The sequence below is a fragment of the Amycolatopsis sp. NPDC114503 genome (assembly GCF_055633655.1).
Genome location: NZ_JBVKDT010000008.1, coordinates 223,702 through 245,301, shown reverse-complemented (window position 1 = coordinate 245,301; position 21,600 = coordinate 223,702). Strand labels below are relative to the sequence as shown.

Genomic DNA, 21,600 nt, shown 5'->3' with positions numbered 1-21,600 from the left:
GACCATGGCTGACCTGCGGTTGAGCGACGACGAACGGCAGGACGCGCTCGACGTCCTCTCCGAGCACGTCCGCACCGGACGCCTCGACATCGACGAATACGGCAGCCGTTCGGCGAAGGTCACGTCAGCCAAGCTGGTGAGCGAACTGGTGCCGCTGTTCGACGACCTGCCCTCGCCGCGCCCGAGCGCGCTGCTGGCCACGGCCCGGCCGCAACCGGTCGTACCGGCTGCCGGGAACGGCAGGCTCGGTTCGTTCGTGATGCGCTATTCGGTGCCGCTTTCGATCGCCTTGGCGGTCGTCGTGCTCATCGTGACGCGCGGACGGCTGCTGATCGTGTTCGCACTGCCGCTGCTGCTGATCCTGCTCAGCGGATGGCGACGCCGCTGAGCCCGCGAGAACGCGGACCGCGGCTCAGCCCGATGATGGGGCTGCGGCCGGGTTCGGTCGATCCGAAGGCCGAGCGATGGGCGGGCCCGGTGTTCGCCGGGATCGGGATTGTGGCGCTCGCGGTGTGCACGATCATCGCCGCAGGTCAGCCGCACGGCACTCCCGCGCAGTGGCGCACCACGCTGCTTCTCGCCGCGGTGAGCGGGCTGTGGCTGCTGGTACTGATTCCGGTTTTCCCGCAGCGCACGCGAAAGCCTTGGCTGGCCATCGGATTCTTCGTCGTTTTGCTGGCCGGCGCGACCGTGCTCACCTCACGGTTGGATCCGTTCACCGCCTTCGCCTCGATCGGCTACCCGATCGCGTTCGTGTTGTTCCCAACTCGCTGGAGCATCTTCGCCGCGGCGGCGACAGCGGTGGTTCCGTTGCTGGCCAAGGGAATCTGGCAGCCGTCGCCGCCGTGGATCACCGCAGTGTCGATCGTCGGGCCAATTCTGTATGTGGCGTGGTTCGTCGGTGCGGAGAACGAGCAACGCCGTCGTACCAACGAAAAACTCGCGCAGTCGAACGCACAGCTGGAAACGGCGTTGACGGAAAACGCGGCGCTGCACGCACAACTGCTCACTCAAGCCCGCGAGGCAGGGGTGCTCGACGAGCGACAGCGGATGGCTCGCGAAATCCACGATACCGTCGCCCAAGGACTGACCGGCATCGTCACGCAGTTGCAAGCCGCCGACAAGGCCACCGAAGCCGCGGATCGGCAACGGCATCTCGCCCACGTGCACACGCTGGCGAAGGACAGTCTCACCGAGGCGCGCCGAGCGGTACAGGCATTACGGCCAGAGCCATTGGCGGACTCGCACCTGCCGGAAGCGTTGGCAGGCTTGGCGAATCGCGTGTCCGACACCTCGGGTGCCAAGGTGACCGCCGACGTCGAAGGCGATGCGCGTCCGTTGCTGCCGGAGCTGGAGGTGGCGATGTACCGGGTGGCGCAGGAAGCCTTGGCCAACGCGGAAAAACACGCGCGTGCCCGCCGGATCGGCATCACGCTGACCTATACCAACGACCTGGTCATGCTCGATATCCGCGACGACGGAAGGGGTTTCGCCCCCGGCGATCGCGGCGACGGCACCGGCTTCGGCCTCGAAGCGATGCGTCAGCGTGTGCAACGGGTCGCGGGCGCGCTGACTATCGAGTCCGCGCGAGGAGAAGGGACCGCCGTGCACGCGGAGTTCCCGGCGATCCCTTCGCCTGGCTTAGGTCATTGACCGCCTGCGGTACGGAGCTGCCGCCGCAACACCTTGCCGTTTGCGTTGCGCGGCAACGCTTCCAGCCAGGTCACGTCCTGCGGCACCTTGTACCACGACAGGTGCTCGCGAGTCAGCGCGACCAACTCAGCGCCCAAATCGTCGTCGCCAGGCCCCGAGGTCGCGACCACGTACGCGCGCAGCGTCGTGTCCCCTGCCTCGCGCCGCACCGCGCTGACCGCCGCTTCACGCACCTTCGGGTGGCTTTCGAGTAGCCGTTCGACCTCGCCGGGAACCACGTTCTGCCCGCCGATCACCTCGACGTCGTCCAGCCGTCCGTAGACGTGGATGACGCCCTGTGCGTCGATCGACCCGAGATCTCCGGTCGACCACCAGGTGTCGGTCACCTGATCCGGGCCGAGGCTGCCGCGAACGACACCCCTTGTGGCGAAGGGGACCAGAACCTGCAGTTCGCCTTGCACACCGGCGGCCACCTCCTGCCCGTCGACCACGACACGCGCCGAGCGCCCCTCGAAAGCCGGCCCCACCGCCGAGGGGTCGGCGTAGTCCGCCGGTCGGCCAACGGCGTATCCGCCCCCTTCGGTGGAACCGTAAAGATTCGTGAGCCGGTCGCCGAAAATCGGCACCAGCTTCTCGCGCAGCCGCGCGGAAAGCACTTCGCCAGCACACATCGCGCCACGCAGCTGCCCGAGCGTCTCGGCGTGCCCCGGCTCCTGCAGCAGACGTGCGTAGAAACTCGGCTGCGCGAACAGCGTCGCGACGTCGTGGCGGCGGATCAACTCCAGTGCGGCGGCCGGGGTCGCGCGCGGTCGCGAGAGCACCGACGTCTGGCCGGTGCAGATCGTCGCCATCACCGAGGAGTAGAGGCCGCCGGCAAAATACATGCGCGACACCGAGAACGCGACCGTCCCGACGCCGTCCGTGCGGAGCATCGCCGGGTCGAAGTTGCGGTGGAGGTAGAAGCACAGCTTGGGCGCACCGGTCGTCCCGGACGTGAACATCGCGTGCGACGGATGATCGCCGCCCGGCGCGAACTCCGTCTCCGGTTCCGCCTTCGCCAGCCGATCCGCGCCGGTGGTCGGGGCGAGACCGGCGTCGTCGAGCCAGCCCGCGGTTTCCGGGTCGACGACGATCAACGCGGGTTCGGCAGTGCGGATGTCGCGGGTCAGATCGTCGTGGCTCATTTGGACATTCACCGGAATCGCGACGATTCCGGCCTGCCACGCGCCGAGCAGGCACCAGACCATTTCGATGCTGTCCGGAAGCGCGAGCAGAACGCGATCGCCGCGGCGCAGCCCGGCGGCGCGATAACCGCCGGCGACGCGCGCGGCCCCGGCGTAGACCTCGGCGAACGTCCAGGTCCGGCCGTCGGCGAGGAAAGCGGGAAGGTCGTCCCATCCGTGCAGACGGGAATGGTCGACGGCAAACTGGGTCAGATTGTCCGGCATAACCCGCAACGCTGCCAGGGTGATCATCGCCCGCGACGGCTTTTCCCTCAGCGCTGCCCGAAACGGCAAGGATTTTTCACCCTTCGTCCGCCCCGGTGGTGACGCGGCACGCAGCCGTTTCCCGGTTCCGGACGGTTAGGCTCGAGTTGTGGAACCCGTGGAAATCAACGCGGGCGCGTACTACCTGCGTCAGCTGCGCGCGGACCGGAAGCTCGACGACCGGCCCGCCTTGATGGAGGCGTTCGCGGACCCGCGGCATCGGCGGTACGTGCTGAATTACCGGCTGCGCACGCCCGACGAAGCCACCGAATACGTGACGCTGCGCGCCGCGCAGTGGGCGTGCGACGAACGCTGCTCGTGGGCCGTGGCCGAACCGGCGACCGGCCGGCTGCTCGGCGAGGTCGGGCTGCGCGACCTGGACCTCGACTTCGGCACCGCCGAGGCATCGGTGTGGACGCATCCGGCCGAACGGGGCAAAGGCATTGCGGCAGTGGGGCTTTCGGCCGCGATCCAGTTCGGGTTCGCCCGGCTCGGCCTGCACGAGATCGCCTACCGGCACGACGAAAGCAACACCGCGTCCGAGATCGTCGCCCGGCGCGCCGGATTCAGCCGCGTCGGACCCGAAGACCGGCCCTCGCCCAGCGGGGAGACGCTCATCCGGTGGGTGCTCAAGCCCTCGTGAGCGCCGGATCTCTCCGGCACTCACGAGGAAACCTCAGCTGACCGGCTCGATCAATCCCGCCCGGGCCTCCGGAGCCGCCGCCCGCAGCGCGTCCGCCGACTCGTCCGTCGGCTGCAGCTGCGAATCCCGCTCCGCCTCGACCCGCGCCCGGTAGACCTCGACCTCGCGCTTCGTCTCTTCCTCCGACCAGCCCAGCACGCCGCCCACCAGCTGAGCGACCTGCTCGGCGCAGTCGACGCCGCGGTGGGCGTACTCGATCGAGATCCGCGTGCGCCGGGCGAGAACGTCCTCCAGGTGCAGCGCACCCTCGTGGCTCGCCGCGTACACGACCTCCACGCCGAGGTAATCCGGCGCGTACTCGATCGGCTTGAGCAGCTCCGGCCGGTCCGCGGCGAGCGCCAGCACCTCGTGCACCAGCGAGCCGTAGCGGTCGAGCAGGTGCCGCACGCGGTACGGGTGCAGCCCGTGCTCCGCAGCCAGGTGATCCGCCTGGTTGACCAGCGCGTGGTAGCCGTCCGCGCCGATCAGCGGGACCTTGTCGGTGATGGACGACGGCGGGCGGCCCGGCAGGTCGACCACCGCGGCGTCGACGGCGTCAGCCGCCATCACCCGGTACGTCGTGTACTTGCCGCCCGCGATCGCGACCAAGCCCGGCGCGACCCGCGCGACGGCGTGCTCGCGCGACAGCTTCGACGTCTCTTCGCTCTCTCCGGCCAGCAGCGGGCGCAGCCCCGCGTACACGCCTTCGATGTCGTCGTGCGTAAGCGGCGTCGCGAGCACCGAGTTCACGTGTTCGAGCAGGTAGTCGATGTCGTGCTTGGTGGCCGCCGGGTGGGCGAGGTCGAGGTTCCAGTCGGTGTCGGTGGTGCCGACGATCCAGTGGTTGCGCCACGGGATCACGAACAGCACCGACTTCTCGGTGCGCAGGATCATCCCCGACTCCGACACGATCCGGTCGCGCGGAACCACGATGTGCACGCCCTTGCTGGCGCGCACGCGGAACCGGCCGCGGCCGCCGGACAGCCGCTGCAGTTCGTCGGTCCACACCCCGGTGCAGTTGACCACCGCGCCGGCGTGGATCTCGGTCTCGCGGCCGTCCTCGACGTCGCGCACGCGCACGCCGGAAATCCGGTCCGCCTCGCGCAGGAAGCCGACGACCTGGGTGGAGGTCCGGACCACCGCGCCGTAATGCGCGGCGGTGCGCGCGACGGTCATCGTGTGCCGCGCGTCGTCCGACTGCGCGTCGTAATACCGGATTCCGCCGATCAGCGCGGACCGCTTGAGCGCGGGGACCATTCGGAGGGCACCCGCCCGGGTGAGATGTTTCTGGCCCGGCACCGACCGGGCGCCGCCCATCGTGTCGTACATCAGCAAGCCGGCGGCGGTGTACGGACGCTCCCAGATCCGGTGCGTCAGCGGATACAGGAAGCTCACCGGCTTCACCAGGTGCGGCGCGATCTTCGTCAGCATCAGCTCGCGCTCGTGCAGCGCTTCGCGCACCAGGCCGAACTCGAGCTGCTCGAGATACCGCAGGCCGCCGTGGAAGAGCTTGCTGGACCGGCTGGACGTGCCGGACGCCAGGTCGCGGGCCTCGACGAGAGCCACCCGCAGGCCGCGGGTCGCCGCGTCGAGCGCCGTGCCCGCGCCGACGACGCCGCCGCCGATCACGACCAGGTCGAAGGTCTCGTCGCCGAAGCGCCGCCAGGATTCCTCCCGGCCCGCCGGGCCCAGCTGGGCCGGCTCGCTGCCGTTCTGCGGATTCGTCACCACTCGTTCCTCCTCGTGCTCCACCTTCCCCAGCATCGCACGCTTGCGTGATCGTCTGCTGACCCCGAGGTGACACGTGTGGCGGAACCCATGACGATCATGGTCACATTGCTTCGCCCGGCTTATGGATTGCGCGCGTACGCGGCGGTAACGTGCCGCGGACTGGGGTCGGCGACGGGGCTGTGGCCGGACGTGTTCGGCCCTGCACAGACTGTCCAGTGTGGAGGTGCGGAGAGCGTGAGCGTAAGTCTGAGTCCGGGCGCGATCATCGTCTGGGAGCTGCTGGGCACAGCAGTGCTCCTGTTGCTGGGCAACGGCGTGGTGGCCAACGTCGTGCTGCGCAAGAACAACGGCTTCCAAGCCGGAACGCTGTTCATCACTTTCGGGTGGGGCTTCGCGGTGTTCGCGGGAGCCAGCATCGCCGCGCCGACCGGCGCGCACCTCAACCCGGCGGTCACGCTGGGGCTCGCCATTTCGGGCAAAGTCTCGTGGACGGTCGTGCCGTATTACCTGATCGGGGAAATGCTCGGCGCGATTCTCGGCGCGGTGCTGTGCTGGCTGGCGTACAAGCTCCAGTTCGACGACCACCCGAATCCCGAGGAGACGCTCGGCATCTTCTCCACCGCCCCGCAGATCCGGAACAAGGCGTGGAACCTGGTGACCGAGATCATCGGCACCTTCGTGCTGGTCGGCTGGATCCTGTTCACCCCGGTCTTCAAGACCGCCGCGTCCGGGCCGGACTTCGGCAACTCGGCGCTCGGCTACGCCGGGGTGTCGTTCGTCGTGCTGGTGATCGGCATCTCGCTCGGCGGGCCGACCGGCTACGCCATCAACCCGGCCCGCGACCTCGGCCCGCGGCTCGCGTACGCGTTCCTGCTGCCGATCAAGGGCAAGCGCGACCCCGACTGGGGCTACTCGTGGGTGCCGGTCGTCGGGCCGCTCGTCGGCGCGGCGCTGGCCGCGGTGGTGTGGCTCGCCGTCCACAACTTGACCTGATCCCCTTTCCTGGAGGAAATCCATGACTTCGTACGTGGCCGCGATCGACCAGGGCACCACGTCGACGCGTTGCATGATCTTCGACCACTCCGGCCGTGTCGTCGCGGTCGACCAGCGCGAGCACGAGCAGATCTTCCCGAAGGCGGGCTGGGTCGAGCACAACGCCGAGGAAATCTGGGAAAACACCCGCGCGGTCGCGGCGGGCGCGCTCGCCAAGGCCGACCTTCGGCCGACCGACATCGCCGCGGTGGGCATCACGAACCAGCGCGAGACGGCGCTCGTGTGGGACCGCAAGACCGGCAAGCCGGTGTACAACGCGATTGTCTGGCAGGACACCCGCACCGACAAGATCGCTGCTGAGCTGGGAGCGCTCGGCGGCGGGCAGGAGCGCTACCGCTCGAAGACCGGCCTGCCGCTCGCGACGTATTTCTCCGGCCCGAAGATCAAGTGGATCCTCGACAACGTCGAGGGCGCGCGGGCCAGGGCCGAGGCGGGCGACCTGGTGTTCGGCAACATGGACACCTGGGTGCTGTGGAACATGACCGGCGGCACCGACGGCGGCGTGCACGTGACCGACCCGACGAACGCGTCGCGCACGCTGCTGATGGACCTCGACACCCTGAAGTGGGACGAGGACATCGCGGCGGAGATGGGGATCCCGCTGTCGATGCTGCCGGAGATCCGGTCGTCGTCGGAGGTGTACGGCAAGGTCCGCCCGCGCGGAGCACTGGCCGAGGTGCCGATCGCGGGCATCCTGGGCGACCAGCAGGCGGCGACGTTCGGCCAGGCGTGCCTTTCGCCGGGCGAGGCCAAGAACACTTACGGCACCGGGAACTTCGTCCTGCTGAACACCGGCACGGAGAAGGTGCTGTCGGAAAACGGCCTGCTGACGACGGTCTGCTACAAGATCGGCTCGAACGACACGGTGTACGCGCTGGAAGGTTCGGTCGCGGTCACCGGTTCGCTCGTGCAGTGGCTGCGGGACAACCTGGGGTTGATTTCGTCGGCGAGCCAGATCGAGGAATTCGCCCGAACGGTCGACGACAACGGCGGCGCGTACTTCGTGCCGGCGTTCTCGGGCCTGTTCGCCCCGTACTGGCGCTCGGACGCCCGCGGCGCGATCGTCGGCCTGACCCGGTTCGTGAACAAGGGCCACATCTCGAGGGCGGTACTGGAGGCGACGGCGTTCCAGTCGCGAGAGGTGATCGACGCGATGAACGCCGACTCGGGTGTCCCGCTGAAGTCGCTGAAGGTCGACGGCGGGATGGTCGTGAACGAGCTGCTGATGCAGTTCCAGGCGGACATCCTCGGGGTGCCGGTGATCCGTCCCGTGGTGAACGAGACGACCGCACTGGGAGCGGCGTACGCGGCCGGGCTGGCGGTGGGGTTCTGGGAGTCGGAGGACGACATCCGGACCAACTGGGCGAAGGACAAGCAGTGGGACCCGTCGATGGACGAGTCGCGGCGTGAGAAGGAATACCGGAACTGGAAGAAGGCGGTTACGAAGACCTTCGACTGGGTGGAGGACTGATCCTTCTGGTGGGTTTGGCTGGGTGAAGGGACGTGAGGGGAAGCCTGAGGGACGGTGGTTCCTTCGGGATTCCCCTCACGGACTTCTTGCCCATGCCCATGCGCGGGCACGGCACGGCACGGCACGGCACGGCACGGCACGGCACGGCACGGCACGGCACGGCACGGCACGGCACGGCACGGCACGGCACGGCACGGCACGGACCAGCTTGGCCTGCTCTGCTCGCCGCGACTCGCCCTGCCCAGCACCGCGCGAGTCGGCACGACCGGCACGACACGGTCTAGTGGGGCGCAGCGCTAGCTCGGCACAGCACCGCACGGCTCGGTCTGCCGCCGCGCGACTCGACCCGCCACCGCACCGCACGGCACGGCACGGCCCGCCGACGCACGACTCGACCCGCCGCACGGCTCGGCCCAGCGCCAATCCGGCTCGGCCCGCCAACGCACAGCACCAGTCGGCTCAGCTCAGCCGGTGCCGCACCCAGCAATGCCACCCAGCAATGCCCGGCCCCGCGCCTCGCCTGCCGGTCCGGCACCTCGCCCTGCCCGACCCCGCGTTTCGCTCTGTCGGTTTGGCGTCTCGCCCTGCCGGTCCGGTGCCTCTCTCTGCCCAGCCCCGCACCGGTGCTCTGCCGATTTGGTGCCTCCCCAGCGGGTCCGGCGCCTCTCAACGCCCAGCCCTGCGCCTCGCTCTGCCGGTTTGGTGCCTCGCTCTGCCGGTCCGGCACGTCGCCAGCCCAGCCCAGCCCCACACTTCGCCTCGTCTTGCCGGTCCGCACCTCGCCTTACCCAGCCCCGCACCTCGCCCCGCCGGTCCGGCGAGCCCCAAAGCCTCTCCCCAACCTCACCCCCACCCGTCCTGCGTCCCCGACTGGGCGTTGGGCGCCATCAACGAAAACCCCGCCCCCTGGTCGTCCGTCGCGACCACCAGCCGTCCGTGCGGTGTATCCACCGGTGGGTTCACCACCGTCCCGCCCAGCTCCATAACCCGCGCCGCGGACGCATCTGCGTCCGACGTCCAGAAGTACGTCGCCCACCCGGGCTGCGCCGGGCTGTCCGCGGACAATTCGCCGAGGCCGCCGACAGGCCGGCCGTCCACGTCCAGCGTCGCGTACGTGAAGCCCGGCCCGGACATGTCCCCGAACCCGTACCCGAACACATCCCCGTAAAACTGCTTAGCCGCGGCGAAATCCCGCGTCATGCATTCGTTCCACGCGGGCGCACCGGGCGTGAGGGTGGCCTGCGTTCCGGAATGCCGACCGGGCTGCCACAGCCCGAACGTCGCGCCCGTCGGGTCGGTCGCGATGGCCATCCGGCCCTCAGTCAAGACGTCCATCGGCGGGGCGATGACCTGTCCGCCCGCCTCCGCGATCGCGGACACCGTCTTGTCCACATCGGACACTGACAGGTACGTCGTCCACATCGGCGGCATGCCCGCCTGCTCCGGCGGGATCTGGCCGATGCCCGCGACCGGTTTTCCGGCTATCTGCGCCATTCCGTAAAAACCGGTCTCCGGGCCGCCGGATTCGACCTTCCAGCCCAGCAGACCCTCGTAGAACGTGACCGCCTTGTCGCGGTCAGGCACCATCAGGTCGCCCCAGCACGGTGTGCCCGCGGGCCACGGTTCAGTCCTGGTGATCATGCGCGCCTCCCGGAATTGTGCCGACCGCCACAGTGTCGCACCGGGGACCGACAAAATCGGGGGCGTCTTGTTCAATGCCCGTTCAATCGTCCGTTCAATGCCCGCCGTTCACCAGGTGGGCGTACACGATGATGTTGTCCACATAGCTGTGCTCGGCCCGGTCGAACGCGCCGCCACAGGTGATCAGGCGCAGTTGCGGATCCGAGGTGTCCCCGTAGACCGCGTCGCTCGGGAAGACGTCCTTGGGCACCTGGTCCACTTTGGTCACCTCGAAATGCGCGGTGGAGCCGTCGCGGCGGGCGATGTCGACGTCGTCTCCCGGCTTCATTTCCTTGAGCCGGTAGAAGATCCCTTTGTGCTTGTTCCCGTCCACGTGTCCGAGCACGACCGCGGGGCCGACCTCGCCGGGTGTCGGGCCGTTTTCGTACCAGCCGGCCTGCAGCGGCGTGCTGACCGGCGGGACCTGCACCGAATTGTCGGGATTGAGGCCGAGCGGCACCAGGCTGGAATGCGCGTCGATGCTCGGGATGTCCAGCGACACCGGTTGCGATTTCGGCATCGCGGCCGACGAGGTGGACGGAACGCTGGAAACGGGTGCCGCGCTCATCGAGCCGACTGAGCATCCGGACAGCAGCGCGGCGAGCGCGACGGCCGACGCGGCGATTGTCTTCCTGATCATCATTCCCCCGATCCGCCCAGGCCTGGCCGCGAGAAAGCAGCCAGGCCCAGGAGACTAGTCAGCCACGCCGGCGACGACGCGCCGCCACGAGCCCCGTGCCGCCGAGTGCGAGCACGCCCATCGCGCCGGCCGCGATCGGCAGGCCGAGGTTCGACTGGCTGTCGACGACCGGACCGTCCGTGCCGCCGGTCTGCGGCGCGCCGGACGGGACCTTGCTGACCTGCTTCGGCGCGGGAGTCGTCGGCTTCGGAGCGGGCTTCGCGCCCATCACGGTGAACTTCGTGCTGAGGTCCGCGCTGCCGCAGGAGAACGCCACCTTGTACACACCGGGCTTCACGCCCGCGCGGACGGTCGCGGTGCCCTGCGAGATCGGAGCCTTCGACGGGTCGTTCTGCGCACCGACCGGGTGCAGCTTGCCGAACTGCAGCGCCGCCGAGTTCAGGTTCTTGATTTCCGAGGCCTCGCAGCCGACGCGCACCGTGACGCGGTCCCCGGCGTGGCCCGACGACGGCAGCACCCGGATGAACGCCTTGGGCACGCCGGCGTTGTCGTCCGTCGGCTCCTCTGCGGCGGGAGACGAAGACGGCGCGGCGGTGCTCGTCGCGGGCGGCGTGGTGGGCGTGGTGGGCGCCTCGGCGGCGAAAGCCGGTGCGGCCGAAAGCATTCCGGCGGCGACCAGGGCGGAGAAAACAACGGTACGCTTCATGACACTCCCCTTGATGAAAATGCAATTCCCGCCGCATGCGGACGGCGGAGAATGCGCGCCCGGCCAGCAGTTCCCCCTGCGGCTCGGGCGTTTCGTTCCGACAACAACCAAGACGTCTCCACCCGCAGCGGGGTTGCCCCGGGAACGAAAAAACCGCCGGAAGCAATTTTCCGGCGGTTTTTCGAAGCATGGACGATTAGCTGGCGAGGCTTCCGTCGCCCGCTTTCGCCGCTCCCTGGGGCACCCGAGAAACCTGCGCCGCGGGCACGGTGAACGTCGCGTTGTACTGCTTCCCGTCGCACGTGACGGTGAGCGGATAGCTGCCGGGTTTGGTGCCGGGCACCAGGTTCGCGTGCGCGCTCATCGTGGCCTTCACCCCGACCATCTCGCCGTAGAAGTACTGAGAGAACGCAAGCGCGGGCGAGCTGAACGTCGCCGTACCGGCCTTCGCGCCCGGGCAGTAGGCGAGCGCCAGGTTCGGGTCCGAGCCGCGCTGGTAGGCGTTCACTTGGCCGTGCAGCACCGCAGTGTCCTGGTTCAGCTGCACGGTCACCGGATCAGGGGCCGGACCGTCCGCCGCTACCGCCGGGACCGCTGTCCCGGCCAGTCCGATCGCCGCCGCCATCGCGAAAATCGCGCTTTTGCGCACCCTCGTTCCTTCCCCGTGCCACACGTCTTCATCCCGCTAGACGCGGTGTGCGACACGGGGTTGCCCGGAGGAGAAAAATCAGTCCAGATCGTCGTGCCGCATGAGCTGACGGCCCGCTTCGGTGATCGAGCCGGACAGCGACGGGTACACCGAGAATGTCAGCGCGAGGTGGTCCACGGTCAACTGGTTCTGCACGGCCAGCGCGATCGGCAGGATCAGCTCGCTCGCCGACGGCGCGACCACCACGCCGCCGACGACCACACCCGTCGCGGGGCGGCAGAACAGCTTCACGAAACCGCGGCGCAGGCCTTCCATCTTCGCGCGCGCGTTGGTGGCCAGCGGCAGCATGATCGTGCGCGCGGGGACCTCGCCGGAGTCGATCGCCTGCTGGCTGATGCCGACGGTCGCGATCTCCGGGTGGGTGAAGACGTTCGCCGCGACGGTCTTGAGCTTGATCGGCGCGACGCCCTCGCCCAGCGCGTGCCACATCGCGATGCGGCCCTGCATGCTCGCCACGGACGCCAGCATCAGCACGCCGGTGCAGTCGCCCGCCGCGTAGACGCCGGGGACGCTCGTGCGCGACACCCGGTCCACCGCGATGAAGCCGCCGGGGCCGGGTTCGATGCCGACGCGGTCGAGGCCGATGTCGGCGGTGTTCGGGACGGACCCGACGGTCATCAGGGCGTGGCTTGCCTCGATCACGCGACCGTCGGCCAGGTGAACTTCGACGCCCTTCTCGGTGCGCTCGACGCGTTCCGCGCGGGCCTGCTTGGCCACCGTGGTGCCGCGCTGCGTGAAGACCTCTTCGAGCACCGCGGCAGCGTCGGCGTCCTCGTGCGGCAGCACGCGGTCGCGACTGGACACGACGGTGACCTTCACGCCCATCTCGGTGTACGCGGAGGCGAACTCGGCACCGGTGACGCCGGATCCGATCACCGCGAGGTGCTCGGGCAGCTCAGTGAGGTCGTACAGCTGACGCCAGTCCAGGATCCGCTCGCCGTCCGGCACCGCGCCGGGCAGCACGCGCGGGGTCGCGCCGGTGGCGATCAGCACGACGTCGGCGGACAGGGATTCCACCTTCCCGTCGGCGTGCGTGACTTCCACCGTATGGGTGGCCAAACCCGGCTCGTCGTCGGCGAACCGCGCTTCGGCGGTGATCACGCGCACGCCTTCACGCTGCACGCGGGCACGGATGTCGGCCGACTGCGCGAGCGCGAGGCCTTTCACCCGGCCGTGCACAGTCGGCAGGTCGACGGTGGTGTCCGCCATGTCGGTGTTGATGCCGAGCTCGCCGAGGTCGTGCATCTTCGCGAGCGCGCCGGACGAGGCGATGAACGTCTTCGACGGCACGCAGTCGTAGAGGACACAGGCGCCGCCCAGACCGTCCCGCTCGACGATCGTCACGTCGGCGCCGTGCTGCGCCGCGACCAAGGCGGCTTCGTAGCCCGCCGGGCCGCCACCCATGATCACGATCCTGGTCACCTGGGTCCTCCTATGTACGCGTGCTTGGCGGTGGTCCTGACCCTACGCGGCGAACCTGACCGGCAAACGAAGTGCCCGGACACGGCATGTGCATCCATTCGCGGCGGACATGGGTCGCTAGGCTGTGCCGCGTGCCGTTGTATGCCGCTTACGGATCCAACATGGAGCCCGCCCAGATGCTGGAGCGCGCCCCGCACTCGCCCATGGCGGGAACCGGCTGGCTGGAAGGCTGGCGGCTGACCTTCGGCGGCGAGGACATCGGGTGGGAAGGCGCGCTGGCCACCATCGTCGAAGACCCGTCGTCGCGGGTGTTCGTGGTGACCTACGACGTGACCGCGCTCGACGAGGAACGCCTCGACCGCTGGGAAGGCGGCGAGCTGGGGATGCACACGAAGATCCGGCTGCGGGTGCAGACGATGGACGGATCGGTGCTGGCCTGGCTCTACGTCCTGGACGCCTACGAGGGCGGGCTGCCCTCGGCGCGCTATCTCGGGGTGCTCGCGGACGCCGCGGAGGCGGCCGGCGCCCCAGTGGATTACGTCGACGATCTACGCACCCGGCCGTGCACCGGGATCAGCGGCTGACGCTTGCCGTCTTGACGGTCCGTGAGGGCCACCCTCACGGACTCTGATTCCCCCAGGGTTCCCCTCACGGCCTTTCAGCCGTTCGAGAGGCGAACCAACCCGCGCTTCCGGCACCGGCCCAGCCTCGCGGCGGCAGCCCGGAACGCTCGTTTTCCGAGTCATCCACAGCCCCGCCGGACCGTCCCCAGCCGAGGCCCGAGATTGTCCCCAACGACACCGCCCTGTGGATAACTCTGCGTCTCCGGACGATCCACAGCCCGACCGGACAGCCGCCCAATACCACACGGCAGAGGCTCACCCACACGGGCATCCGGCACCGCGGAGCGCAGGAAAAATCGCAGCGCGTTACGAAAAACGGCGGCACGATTCAGGACAGAGAATCAGCCCGGACAGCCACAGATTCCGCTGAAGCCGTTGCCGCGCAACACGAAATCCGCCAGAGGCAGACGAGGGCCAACCGTCGATCCCGGACAGCGCAAAAGTCTGAAATGACTCTCGGTAAACGGTCGGCGGCGAGGGCACTGGCGGTCTAGACCACAGTGCGTGACTCCCCGCTGACACCCCCGCACGAGGGGTACCTCTCACCCGCCTGAGTTATCCACATCGGCGCGACGCCTGTGGATAACTCAGGCCAGCGAGGCCAGTGCGGTGTGCACCAAAGTGCGGACTCCGACGAGCAGCGCGCGCTCGTCGAGCACGAACGTCGGGCGGTGGATGTCGGCCTGCGGAGCGGGCGGACCGGACCACACGCCGAGCCGTGCGAAGGCCCCGCCGACGTGCTCCAGGTACCAGCCGAAGTCCTCGCCGCCGGACGACTGTTCCGTCCCGGCGAGCCCCGCTTCGCCCACCGCAGCCTCGACGCCGGCGCGCATCAGCGCGGTCGACTCCGCGTCGGAGACCACGGGCGGCACGCCGCGCCGGTAGTCGAGCGAGAAGCCGACACCGGTCGGGGCCAGCAGCGATTCCACCGACGACGCGACGAGCGGCTCCAGCGACTTCCACACCTCGTGGTCAGCGGTCCGCAGCGTGCCGCGCAGGACACCGTCCTGCGGCACCGCGTTCGCGGCCTGTCCGGCGTGCACCGCGCCCCACACCAGCACCGTGCCGGACCGCGGGTCCACGCGGCGGGACAGCACCGAAGGCAGCGACGTGATGACCGTGCCCAGCGCGTACACGAGGTCCGCGGTGAGGTGCGGCCGAGAAGTGTGGCCACCCGGCGAGGTGAGGCGCAGTTCGATGAGGTCGGCGGCGGACGTCAGCGCGCCGACCCGGGTGCCGACCTTGCCCGCTTCGAGCCGCGGGTCGCAGTGCAGGCCGTAGATCCGCTCGACGCCCTCCAGGGCTCCCGCGGCGATCATGTCCAGCGCGCCGCCGGGCATGACCTCCTCCGCGGGCTGGAAGATCAGCCGCACGCGGCCGGGCAGCTCAGGCGCGCCGGCGAGCGCGCGACCGGCTCCGAGCAGGATCGCGGTGTGCGCGTCGTGGCCGCACATGTGCGCCGCGCCCTCGGTGGTGGAGGAGTACGGCAGGCCGGTGTCCTCGGTGAGCGGCAGCGCGTCGATGTCCGCGCGCAGCGCGACGCAGCGCTCGCCCTTGCCGATGTCGCACACCACGCCGGTGCCGCCGGGCAGCACCCACGGCTTGAGGCCGACGCGGCGCAGCAGCGAGACGATCAGCTCGGTCGTCGCGTACTCGTCGCGCGACAGCTCGGGGTGGGCGTGGATGTGCCGCCGCCACGCGAGCACGTCGGTCGCGTTCGCGCGCAGCCAGTCGTCCAGCCAGAACGGGCCGCGGCCCGCGCCAAGGTCTTCCACCGGAGCCATGCTGACGCCGGCTTCGGAGAGCAGCGCGCCGGGCGCCGCGATCGGGTTGTGGTCACCTGGAACGTCCGGCCGTGAATCCAGCACCGTCACGCCGCACCTCCTCCCGCAACACGAGCGCAGGGGAACACGCAACGTGCCGATCGATCTGTCTTACGCATTGCAGTCGATCGTGCACCATGCAGGTGGCAAGCGGCGGTGCGCTGCCGTTCGACCCAGACGGCCGGTAGCGGATCTGCGGCGAACGGCTGACGAAGTTCGGCGTGGGTGAACGCCGGAAAGCTCAGCCGCCTTGGGCCTTGCGGCGCTTGATGCGGTGGCGGCGGCCGAAGAACACGATGGCGAGCAGCACCACCGCGGCCCCGCCCGCGACGAGGTTCTTCTTCGTCTTGTCGGCGTTGGCCTTGTCGGTCTGGGTCGGGTCCAGCACCGGGCCGGGCGGTGCCTGATGGACCGCGTTCACCTGCGTGATCGCCGTCTCAGCAGCCACGGTCACCGCGGCGGGAGCCGGCGTCGCCGCGGACGCAGCCGCCGGCGCCACTCCGGTGAGCAGCACGCCGAGCAAACCGGCCAGCAGCAGTCCCCGCACCTTCGCCATGACTTCCCTTCTACGCCGTCACCGTGCATTGTGCCCGCCGAAGCTTCGGCGCGTCAGCCGCCACGCGGAGGAGCCGGGTCCGCTCGCCCCATGCTGACGACCGTCGGGCGCAATGAGCCCCCGGGACGGTCAAAAGACACTTGTGCGCAGAGCGTTTTCCCTTCTTGGACAACGTTCAAGAAGAAGGCTCGGCGAACGCGGCCAAGATCCGTTGCGCGGCCAGCGTCGCGGTGAGTTCTCCGTCGCGCACCGCTCGTTCCACGTCAGCGACTTGCGCGCGGACGGCGGGATGCGCGGTGAGCCGGTCGAGCAGCTGCTCGCGGACCATCGACCAGGTCCAGTCAACCTGCTGTCGTTTGCGCCGTTCACCAAGATCACCCGATTCGGTGAGCACCTCGCGGTGTTTCCCGATCGCCGCCCACACCTCGTCGAGGCCGCTGCCTTCGAGCCCGCTGCACGTGAGCACCGGCGGGGTCCAGAGCGCGTCCTTGCCGTAGATCATCCGCAGCGCGCCCTGCAGCTCGCGCGCGGCACGCTTGGCGTCGCGTTCGTGCGGGCCGTCGGCCTTGTTCACGGCGATGACGTCGGCGAGCTCCAGCACGCCCTTCTTGATGCCCTGCAACTGATCGCCGGTGCGCGCGAGGGTCAGGAAGAGAAAACAGTCGACCATGTTCGCCACGGTCACCTCGGACTGCCCGACCCCGACCGTCTCGACCAGCACGACGTCGAAGCCGGCCGCCTCCATCAGCACGATCGTCTCGCGGGTCGCGCGGGCGACGCCGCCGAGCGTGCCGGACGTCGGCGACGGCCGGATGAACGCCTTCGGATCGACCGCCAGCCGCGCCATCCGGGTTTTGTCGCCGAGGATCGAGCCGCCGGTGCGGGTCGAGGACGGGTCGACGGCCAGCACCGCGACCCGGTGCCCGGCCGTGGTGAGGTCGGTGCCGAGCTGGTCGATAAATGTCGACTTGCCGACTCCGGGCACGCCGGTGATGCCGACGCGTTTCGCGCCGCCCGCGTGCGGGAGCAGCTCGACCAGCAGTTCCTGGGCTTGCCGCCGGTGGTCCTCCCGATGCGATTCGACCAGCGTGATGGCTTTGGACAGGGTCCCCCGGTCGCCCGCGAGCACGCCCTTGGCGTATTCGCCGACGTCGATCCGCCGCGGCAAGGTTCAGGACTCCTGCGCGGCCAGCTGCTGGAGCAGGTCGATCGCGGCGTCCGCGAGCACCGTGCCCGGGCCGAAGATCGCCGCCGCTCCCGCTTCGCGCAGCTCGGGGTAGTCCTGCGGCGGGATCACGCCGCCGACCACGACCATGATGTCCTCGCGGCCCAGTTCGGCCAGCTCGTGGCGCAGCGCGGGCACCAGCGACAGGTGCCCGGCGGCCAGCGAGGACACGCCGATCACGTGCACGTCGGCTTCCGAAGCCTGGCGCGCGACCTCGGCCGGGGTGGAGAACAGCGGGCCGACGTCGACGTCGAAGCCGAGGTCGGCGAAGCCGGTCGCGATGACCTTCTGGCCGCGGTCGTGGCCGTCCTGGCCCATCTTCGCGACGAGGATGCGCGGCCGGCGGCCTTCCTCTTCAGCGAATTTGTCGACCAGCTCGCGGGCCTTCTCGACGTTGTCCGACTTCCCCACCTCTTCCCGGTAGACGCCGGAGATCGTGCGGATCTGGCCGGAGTGGCGGCCCCAGTTCTTTTCCAGCGCGTCGGAGATCTCGCCGACGGTGGCCTTCGCGCGCGCGGCGTTGATGGCCAGCTCAAGCAGGTTGCCGTTGTTCTGCGCGCCTTCGGTGAGACGGCGCAGCGCGTCCTCGGTGGCCTGCGGGTCGCGTTCTTCGCGCAGCCGACGCAGCTTCTCGAGCTGCTGTGCGCGTACGCCCGCGTTGTCGACCTTCAGCACGTCGATCTGCTCGTCGTCGGTGACCTGGTACTTGTTCACACCGATGACGGGCTGTCGTCCCGAGTCGATGCGCGCCTGCGTACGCGCGGCCGCCTCTTCGATGCGCAGCTTCGGAATGCCTTCGTCGATCGCGCGCGCCATGCCGCCCGCGCCTTCGACTTCGGTGATGTGTCCCCACGCCTTGCGCGCGAGGTCGTAGGTGAGCTTCTCGACGAACGCGCTGCCGCCCCACGGGTCGATGACGCGCGTGGTGCCGGATTCCTGCTGCAGCAACAGCTGTGTGTTGCGCGCGATCCGCGCGGAGAAGTCGGTGGGCAGCGCCAGCGCTTCGTCGAGAGCGTTGGTGTGCAACGACTGTGTGTGTCCCTGGGTCGCGGCCATCGCCTCGACGCACGTACGCGTGACGTTGTTGAAGACGTCCTGCGCGGTGAGCGACCAGCCGGACGTCTGAGAGTGCGTACGCAGCGACAGCGACTTCTGAGACTTCGGCTCGAACTGCTTAACCAGCTTCGCCCACAGCAGTCGCGCAGCACGCAGCTTCGCGACCTCCATGAAGAAGTTCATGCCGATAGCCCAGAAGAACGACAGCCGCGGCGCGAACTTGTCGACGTCCAGCCCCGCCTCGACGCCCGCGCGGATGTACTCGACGCCGTCCGCGAGCGTGTACGCCAGCTCCAGGTCGGCGGTCGCTCCAGCCTCCTGCATGTGGTAGCCGGAGATGGAGATGGAGTTGTACTTCGGCATGTGCTGCGAGGTGTAGCCGAAGATGTCGGAGATGATCCGCATCGACGGCTGCGGCGGGTAGATGTAGGTGTTGCGGACCATGAACTCCTTGAGGATGTCGTTCTGGATCGTCCCCGCGAGCTGCTCCGGCTTCACCCCCTGCTCCTCGGCCGCGACCACGTACAGCGCGAGCACCGGCAGCACCGCGCCGTTCATCGTCATCGAGACGGACATCTTGTCCAGCGGGATGCCGTCGAACAGCTGGCGCATGTCGTAGATCGAGTCGATCGCCACGCCCGCCATGCCGACGTCGCCGGACACGCGCGGGTGGTCGGAGTCGTAGCCGCGGTGAGTCGCGAGGTCGAACGCGACCGACAGGCCCTTCTGCCCGGCCGCGAGGTTGCGGCGGTAGAAGGCGTTCGACTCCTGCGCGGTGGAGAATCCGGCGTACTGGCGGATCGTCCAGGGCTGGTTGACGTACATCGTCGGGTACGGCCCGCGCAGGTACGGCGCGATGCCCGGGTACGTGCCCAGGAAGTCCACATCGGACAGATCGGCGGCGGTGTAGACCGGCTTCACGCCGATGCCCTCGGGGGTTTCCCAGGCCAGCGCGTCCGGGCCCTTGCCGGTGGCGTCTTGTACGGCCTGTGCCCACGCCGCGCGGTCGCCGGGCTCGGGCGTGCCGAGGGGGATGTCGGCGAAATTCGGGATGCTCATCAAATCACCGTCTTTAGACACGCGCCGGAGCGCATTGCTGCCTCACGCTTCCTGATGGTTTTCATTGAGCGACTCCCAGCTGTGCGTGGAGGCTGGTCAGGACTTCGAGCGCGTCGCACCCGGCGTACAAATTGCCGTTGATTCCGTCGTAGGTTCCCTTGCCCGCCAACAGAACGCTGTCAGCGCCAAGCGACGCCGCGACGGATGCGGCCTGTTCCTCGTACGCCGCGTCGGTACCGCAGACGCAAGCCACCTTCGCGCCGCTCTCGCGGAACGCGCCCGGCAGATCGTCGGTCGCACCGGGGTTCACCGCCTCGATACCGCCCGCCTGCAGCAGGTTCGTCGCGAAGGACGCGCGGCCGGTGTGCGCGGCGACCGGACCCAGCGTGGCGAGGAAAACCTTCGGCCGCTCGCCGTGCTCGGCGAGGTAAGCGTCGGAGGCGTCGCGCAGCTTCTCGTACTCCTCGGCGTACCGGTGCCGCGGCAGCCCGCCGTCCACAGTGGACGGGAGCGGGTCGCGGGTGACCGGCTTTTCGTCCAGGTTCGGGAACTCGCTGACACCGGTGAGCGGATCGCGCCGGGTGGCGAGGCGGCTCGCGCGCTTCTCCCAGGTCTGTGCGAGCCGTCCGGCCAGCGCGCCGGACGCCAGCTCGGCCTCGATGCCGCCCGCCGCTTCGATCGCGGTGAACTCGCGCCACGCGGCTTCGGCGAGTTCGTCGGTGAGCTTCTCGACGTACCAGGAGCCGCCCGCCGGGTCGATCACGCTGCCCAGCTTCGACTCTTCGATGAGGATCGCGTTGGTGTTGCGGGCGATCCGCGAGGAAAACGTGTCCGGCAGGCCGATCGCCGCGTCGAACGGCAGCACGGTGACCGCGTCCGCGCCGCCGACACCGGCCGCGAAACAGGCGACGGTGGTGCGCAGCATGTTCACCCACGGGTCACGCTGGGTGAACATCGACGGCGACGTGACCGCGTGCTGATGCATCCCGCGCGCGTCCGCGGCCGCGCCGGAGACTTCGAGGACCCGGTCCCACAGCCGGCGCGCGGCGCGGAACTTGGCGATGGTGAGGAACTGGTCGGCGGTCGCGGCGAGCCGGAACTCGAGCTGCGCGGCCGCCGCGGCGACGTCCAGGCCCGCCTCGGTGAGCGCGCGCAGATAAGCGACGCCGGACGCGATCGTCGCGCCGAGTTCCTGCGAGTCGGAGCCGCCAGCCTCGTGAAACGGCAGCCCGTCGGCGACGATCGTGCGGACCTTGGGGTACTTAGGGGCAACCTTCGCGGCCAATTCGGCGGCCGGGCCAAGCGGCAGGGCCTGCCCGGTGCGCGCCGTGGTGCCGAGCGGGTCCGCACCGAGCGTGCCGACGGCTTCGCTGGCCGGGACCTCGCGCTCGGCGATCAGGTCGAGAAGCGCCTGAGCTGCGGTTTCGTACTCCGCACCGGCGTCGAGGACGACCGGCGCGAGGCCGACGTACACCTCGTTCAGCGCGTCCGCGAGCGCGGAGATCGGGAGAGAACCCTCGCCGAGCCGCAGCCATACCGAAGACGCGCCGCCTTCGAGGTCAGCGAGGATCGCCGCGTTGGCCACACGGACGTCTTCCCGCTGGTGACGGACCCGGATGTCCCACCCCGTGTCGACGACACCCTCCGGCCGGGCCCCGCGCACGAACGGCGGCAACCCAGGGAAGCCGAGGTCGCCGCTGTTGTCCTCGGCGGTGTATAGCGGCTGGATTTCGATGCCGTCGTAGGTGCGCGAGACGAGCTTGCTCTCCGGCGCACCCGCGAAATCCTCGGGGAGCCTGCCGCTCTTGCGCAGCACTCCCGCCACCAGCTCCTGCCACTGGGCGCGGTCCGCGGTCGGGAACTCCGCCGCGAGCGCGAGCCCGGGCTCGGAAGTCGGCGCCGACTCCGGACCAGCCACGTTCGTCATACCCAGTGATGGTAGAGGCAGGCCACCACCCGCACCTGTGACTCTGCTCGCCCCCCGTACGGGTGAACTCAGGGGTAGCGGTGCTGAGTCGAAGAGT

The 21,600-nt window shown here is 69.4% G+C and carries 18 protein-coding genes; 6 read left to right on the top strand and 12 right to left on the bottom strand.

Annotation, left to right across the window (positions count from 1 at the left end; translation table 11 throughout):
- Positions 1 to 4 precede the first annotated feature (4 nt).
- Both ACZ7OI_RS32035 and ACZ7OI_RS32030 read left to right on the top strand, forming a co-directional pair.
- Positions 5 to 388: a DUF1707 SHOCT-like domain-containing protein gene (locus tag ACZ7OI_RS32035; protein WP_470267820.1), complete on the top strand. Its 384-nt coding sequence runs from the start codon at positions 5 to 7 to the stop codon at positions 386 to 388.
- On the top strand, positions 373 to 1,653 hold the full coding sequence (locus tag ACZ7OI_RS32030) for a histidine kinase (RefSeq protein WP_470267819.1): 1,281 nt from the start codon (positions 373 to 375) through the stop codon (positions 1,651 to 1,653). Before ACZ7OI_RS32035 ends, ACZ7OI_RS32030 begins: the two co-directional genes overlap by 16 nt.
- On the opposite strand, the gene ACZ7OI_RS32025 is transcribed toward ACZ7OI_RS32030, so the two are convergent.
- The gene (locus tag ACZ7OI_RS32025) at positions 1,647 to 3,170 is read right to left on the bottom strand and encodes a class I adenylate-forming enzyme family protein (protein WP_470267818.1); all 1,524 of its coding nucleotides are present in this window, start codon (positions 3,168 to 3,170) and stop codon (positions 1,647 to 1,649) included. The genes ACZ7OI_RS32030 and ACZ7OI_RS32025 overlap by 7 nt on opposite strands.
- 79 nt (positions 3,171 to 3,249) lie before the next feature.
- Between ACZ7OI_RS32025 and ACZ7OI_RS32020 the strand changes: the two genes are divergently transcribed.
- Positions 3,250 to 3,783, top strand: a complete 534-nt coding sequence (locus ACZ7OI_RS32020) for a GNAT family N-acetyltransferase (RefSeq protein ID WP_470267817.1) — start codon at positions 3,250 to 3,252, stop codon at positions 3,781 to 3,783.
- Between the two features lie 33 nt (positions 3,784 to 3,816).
- On the opposite strand, the gene ACZ7OI_RS32015 is transcribed toward ACZ7OI_RS32020, so the two are convergent.
- A complete protein-coding gene (locus ACZ7OI_RS32015) occupies positions 3,817 to 5,586 on the bottom strand; it encodes a glycerol-3-phosphate dehydrogenase/oxidase (RefSeq protein WP_470267816.1) in 1,770 nt (589 codons plus the stop codon).
- Positions 5,587 to 5,799: 213 nt separating this feature from the next.
- Between ACZ7OI_RS32015 and ACZ7OI_RS32010 the strand changes: the two genes are divergently transcribed.
- Positions 5,800 to 6,546 (top strand): MIP/aquaporin family protein, encoded by a 747-nt coding sequence (locus tag ACZ7OI_RS32010; protein ID WP_470268053.1) that lies wholly within the window; start codon positions 5,800 to 5,802, stop codon positions 6,544 to 6,546.
- Positions 6,547 to 6,568: 22 nt separating this feature from the next.
- A complete protein-coding gene (glpK, locus tag ACZ7OI_RS32005) occupies positions 6,569 to 8,077 on the top strand; it encodes a glycerol kinase GlpK (protein ID WP_470267815.1) in 1,509 nt (502 codons plus the stop codon).
- A gap of 843 nt (positions 8,078 to 8,920) precedes the next feature.
- Here the strand turns inward: glpK and ACZ7OI_RS32000 are convergent.
- The 5 genes from ACZ7OI_RS32000 to ACZ7OI_RS31980 all read right to left on the bottom strand — a co-directional run bounded on the left by ACZ7OI_RS32000 (position 8,921) and on the right by ACZ7OI_RS31980 (position 13,234).
- Complete coding sequence (locus ACZ7OI_RS32000) at positions 8,921 to 9,718, bottom strand: VOC family protein (protein ID WP_470267814.1); 798 nt, start codon at positions 9,716 to 9,718, stop codon at positions 8,921 to 8,923.
- Positions 9,719 to 9,812: 94 nt separating this feature from the next.
- A complete protein-coding gene (locus tag ACZ7OI_RS31995) occupies positions 9,813 to 10,397 on the bottom strand; it encodes a class F sortase (RefSeq protein ID WP_470268052.1) in 585 nt (194 codons plus the stop codon).
- Positions 10,398 to 10,455: 58 nt separating this feature from the next.
- Complete coding sequence (locus ACZ7OI_RS31990; RefSeq protein WP_470267813.1) at positions 10,456 to 11,103, bottom strand: hypothetical protein; 648 nt, start codon at positions 11,101 to 11,103, stop codon at positions 10,456 to 10,458.
- 196 nt (positions 11,104 to 11,299) lie between these two features.
- Positions 11,300 to 11,752 (bottom strand): hypothetical protein, encoded by a 453-nt coding sequence (locus ACZ7OI_RS31985; RefSeq protein WP_470267812.1) that lies wholly within the window; start codon positions 11,750 to 11,752, stop codon positions 11,300 to 11,302.
- Between the two features lie 78 nt (positions 11,753 to 11,830).
- Entirely contained in the window at positions 11,831 to 13,234 is a 1,404-nt protein-coding gene (locus ACZ7OI_RS31980; RefSeq protein WP_470267811.1) for an NAD(P)H-quinone dehydrogenase, read from the bottom strand.
- A gap of 131 nt (positions 13,235 to 13,365) precedes the next feature.
- On the opposite strand from ACZ7OI_RS31980, the gene ACZ7OI_RS31975 reads away from it, so the two are divergent.
- Positions 13,366 to 13,818: a gamma-glutamylcyclotransferase family protein gene (locus ACZ7OI_RS31975; protein ID WP_470267810.1), complete on the top strand. Its 453-nt coding sequence runs from the start codon at positions 13,366 to 13,368 to the stop codon at positions 13,816 to 13,818.
- A gap of 626 nt (positions 13,819 to 14,444) precedes the next feature.
- On the opposite strand, the gene ACZ7OI_RS31970 is transcribed toward ACZ7OI_RS31975, so the two are convergent.
- The 5 genes from ACZ7OI_RS31970 to ACZ7OI_RS31950 all read right to left on the bottom strand — a co-directional run bounded on the left by ACZ7OI_RS31970 (position 14,445) and on the right by ACZ7OI_RS31950 (position 21,503).
- A complete protein-coding gene (locus ACZ7OI_RS31970; RefSeq protein ID WP_470267809.1) occupies positions 14,445 to 15,731 on the bottom strand; it encodes an amidohydrolase in 1,287 nt (428 codons plus the stop codon).
- 190 nt (positions 15,732 to 15,921) lie between these two features.
- Complete coding sequence (locus ACZ7OI_RS31965) at positions 15,922 to 16,236, bottom strand: hypothetical protein (RefSeq protein ID WP_470267808.1); 315 nt, start codon at positions 16,234 to 16,236, stop codon at positions 15,922 to 15,924.
- Between the two features lie 175 nt (positions 16,237 to 16,411).
- The gene (gene meaB / locus ACZ7OI_RS31960; protein ID WP_037816077.1) at positions 16,412 to 17,404 is read right to left on the bottom strand and encodes a methylmalonyl Co-A mutase-associated GTPase MeaB; all 993 of its coding nucleotides are present in this window, start codon (positions 17,402 to 17,404) and stop codon (positions 16,412 to 16,414) included.
- Between the two features lie 3 nt (positions 17,405 to 17,407).
- Complete coding sequence (gene scpA, locus ACZ7OI_RS31955; RefSeq protein ID WP_470267807.1) at positions 17,408 to 19,576, bottom strand: methylmalonyl-CoA mutase; 2,169 nt, start codon at positions 19,574 to 19,576, stop codon at positions 17,408 to 17,410.
- Between the two features lie 61 nt (positions 19,577 to 19,637).
- On the bottom strand, positions 19,638 to 21,503 hold the full coding sequence (locus ACZ7OI_RS31950; protein ID WP_470267806.1) for a methylmalonyl-CoA mutase family protein: 1,866 nt from the start codon (positions 21,501 to 21,503) through the stop codon (positions 19,638 to 19,640).
- Positions 21,504 to 21,600 lie beyond the last annotated feature (97 nt).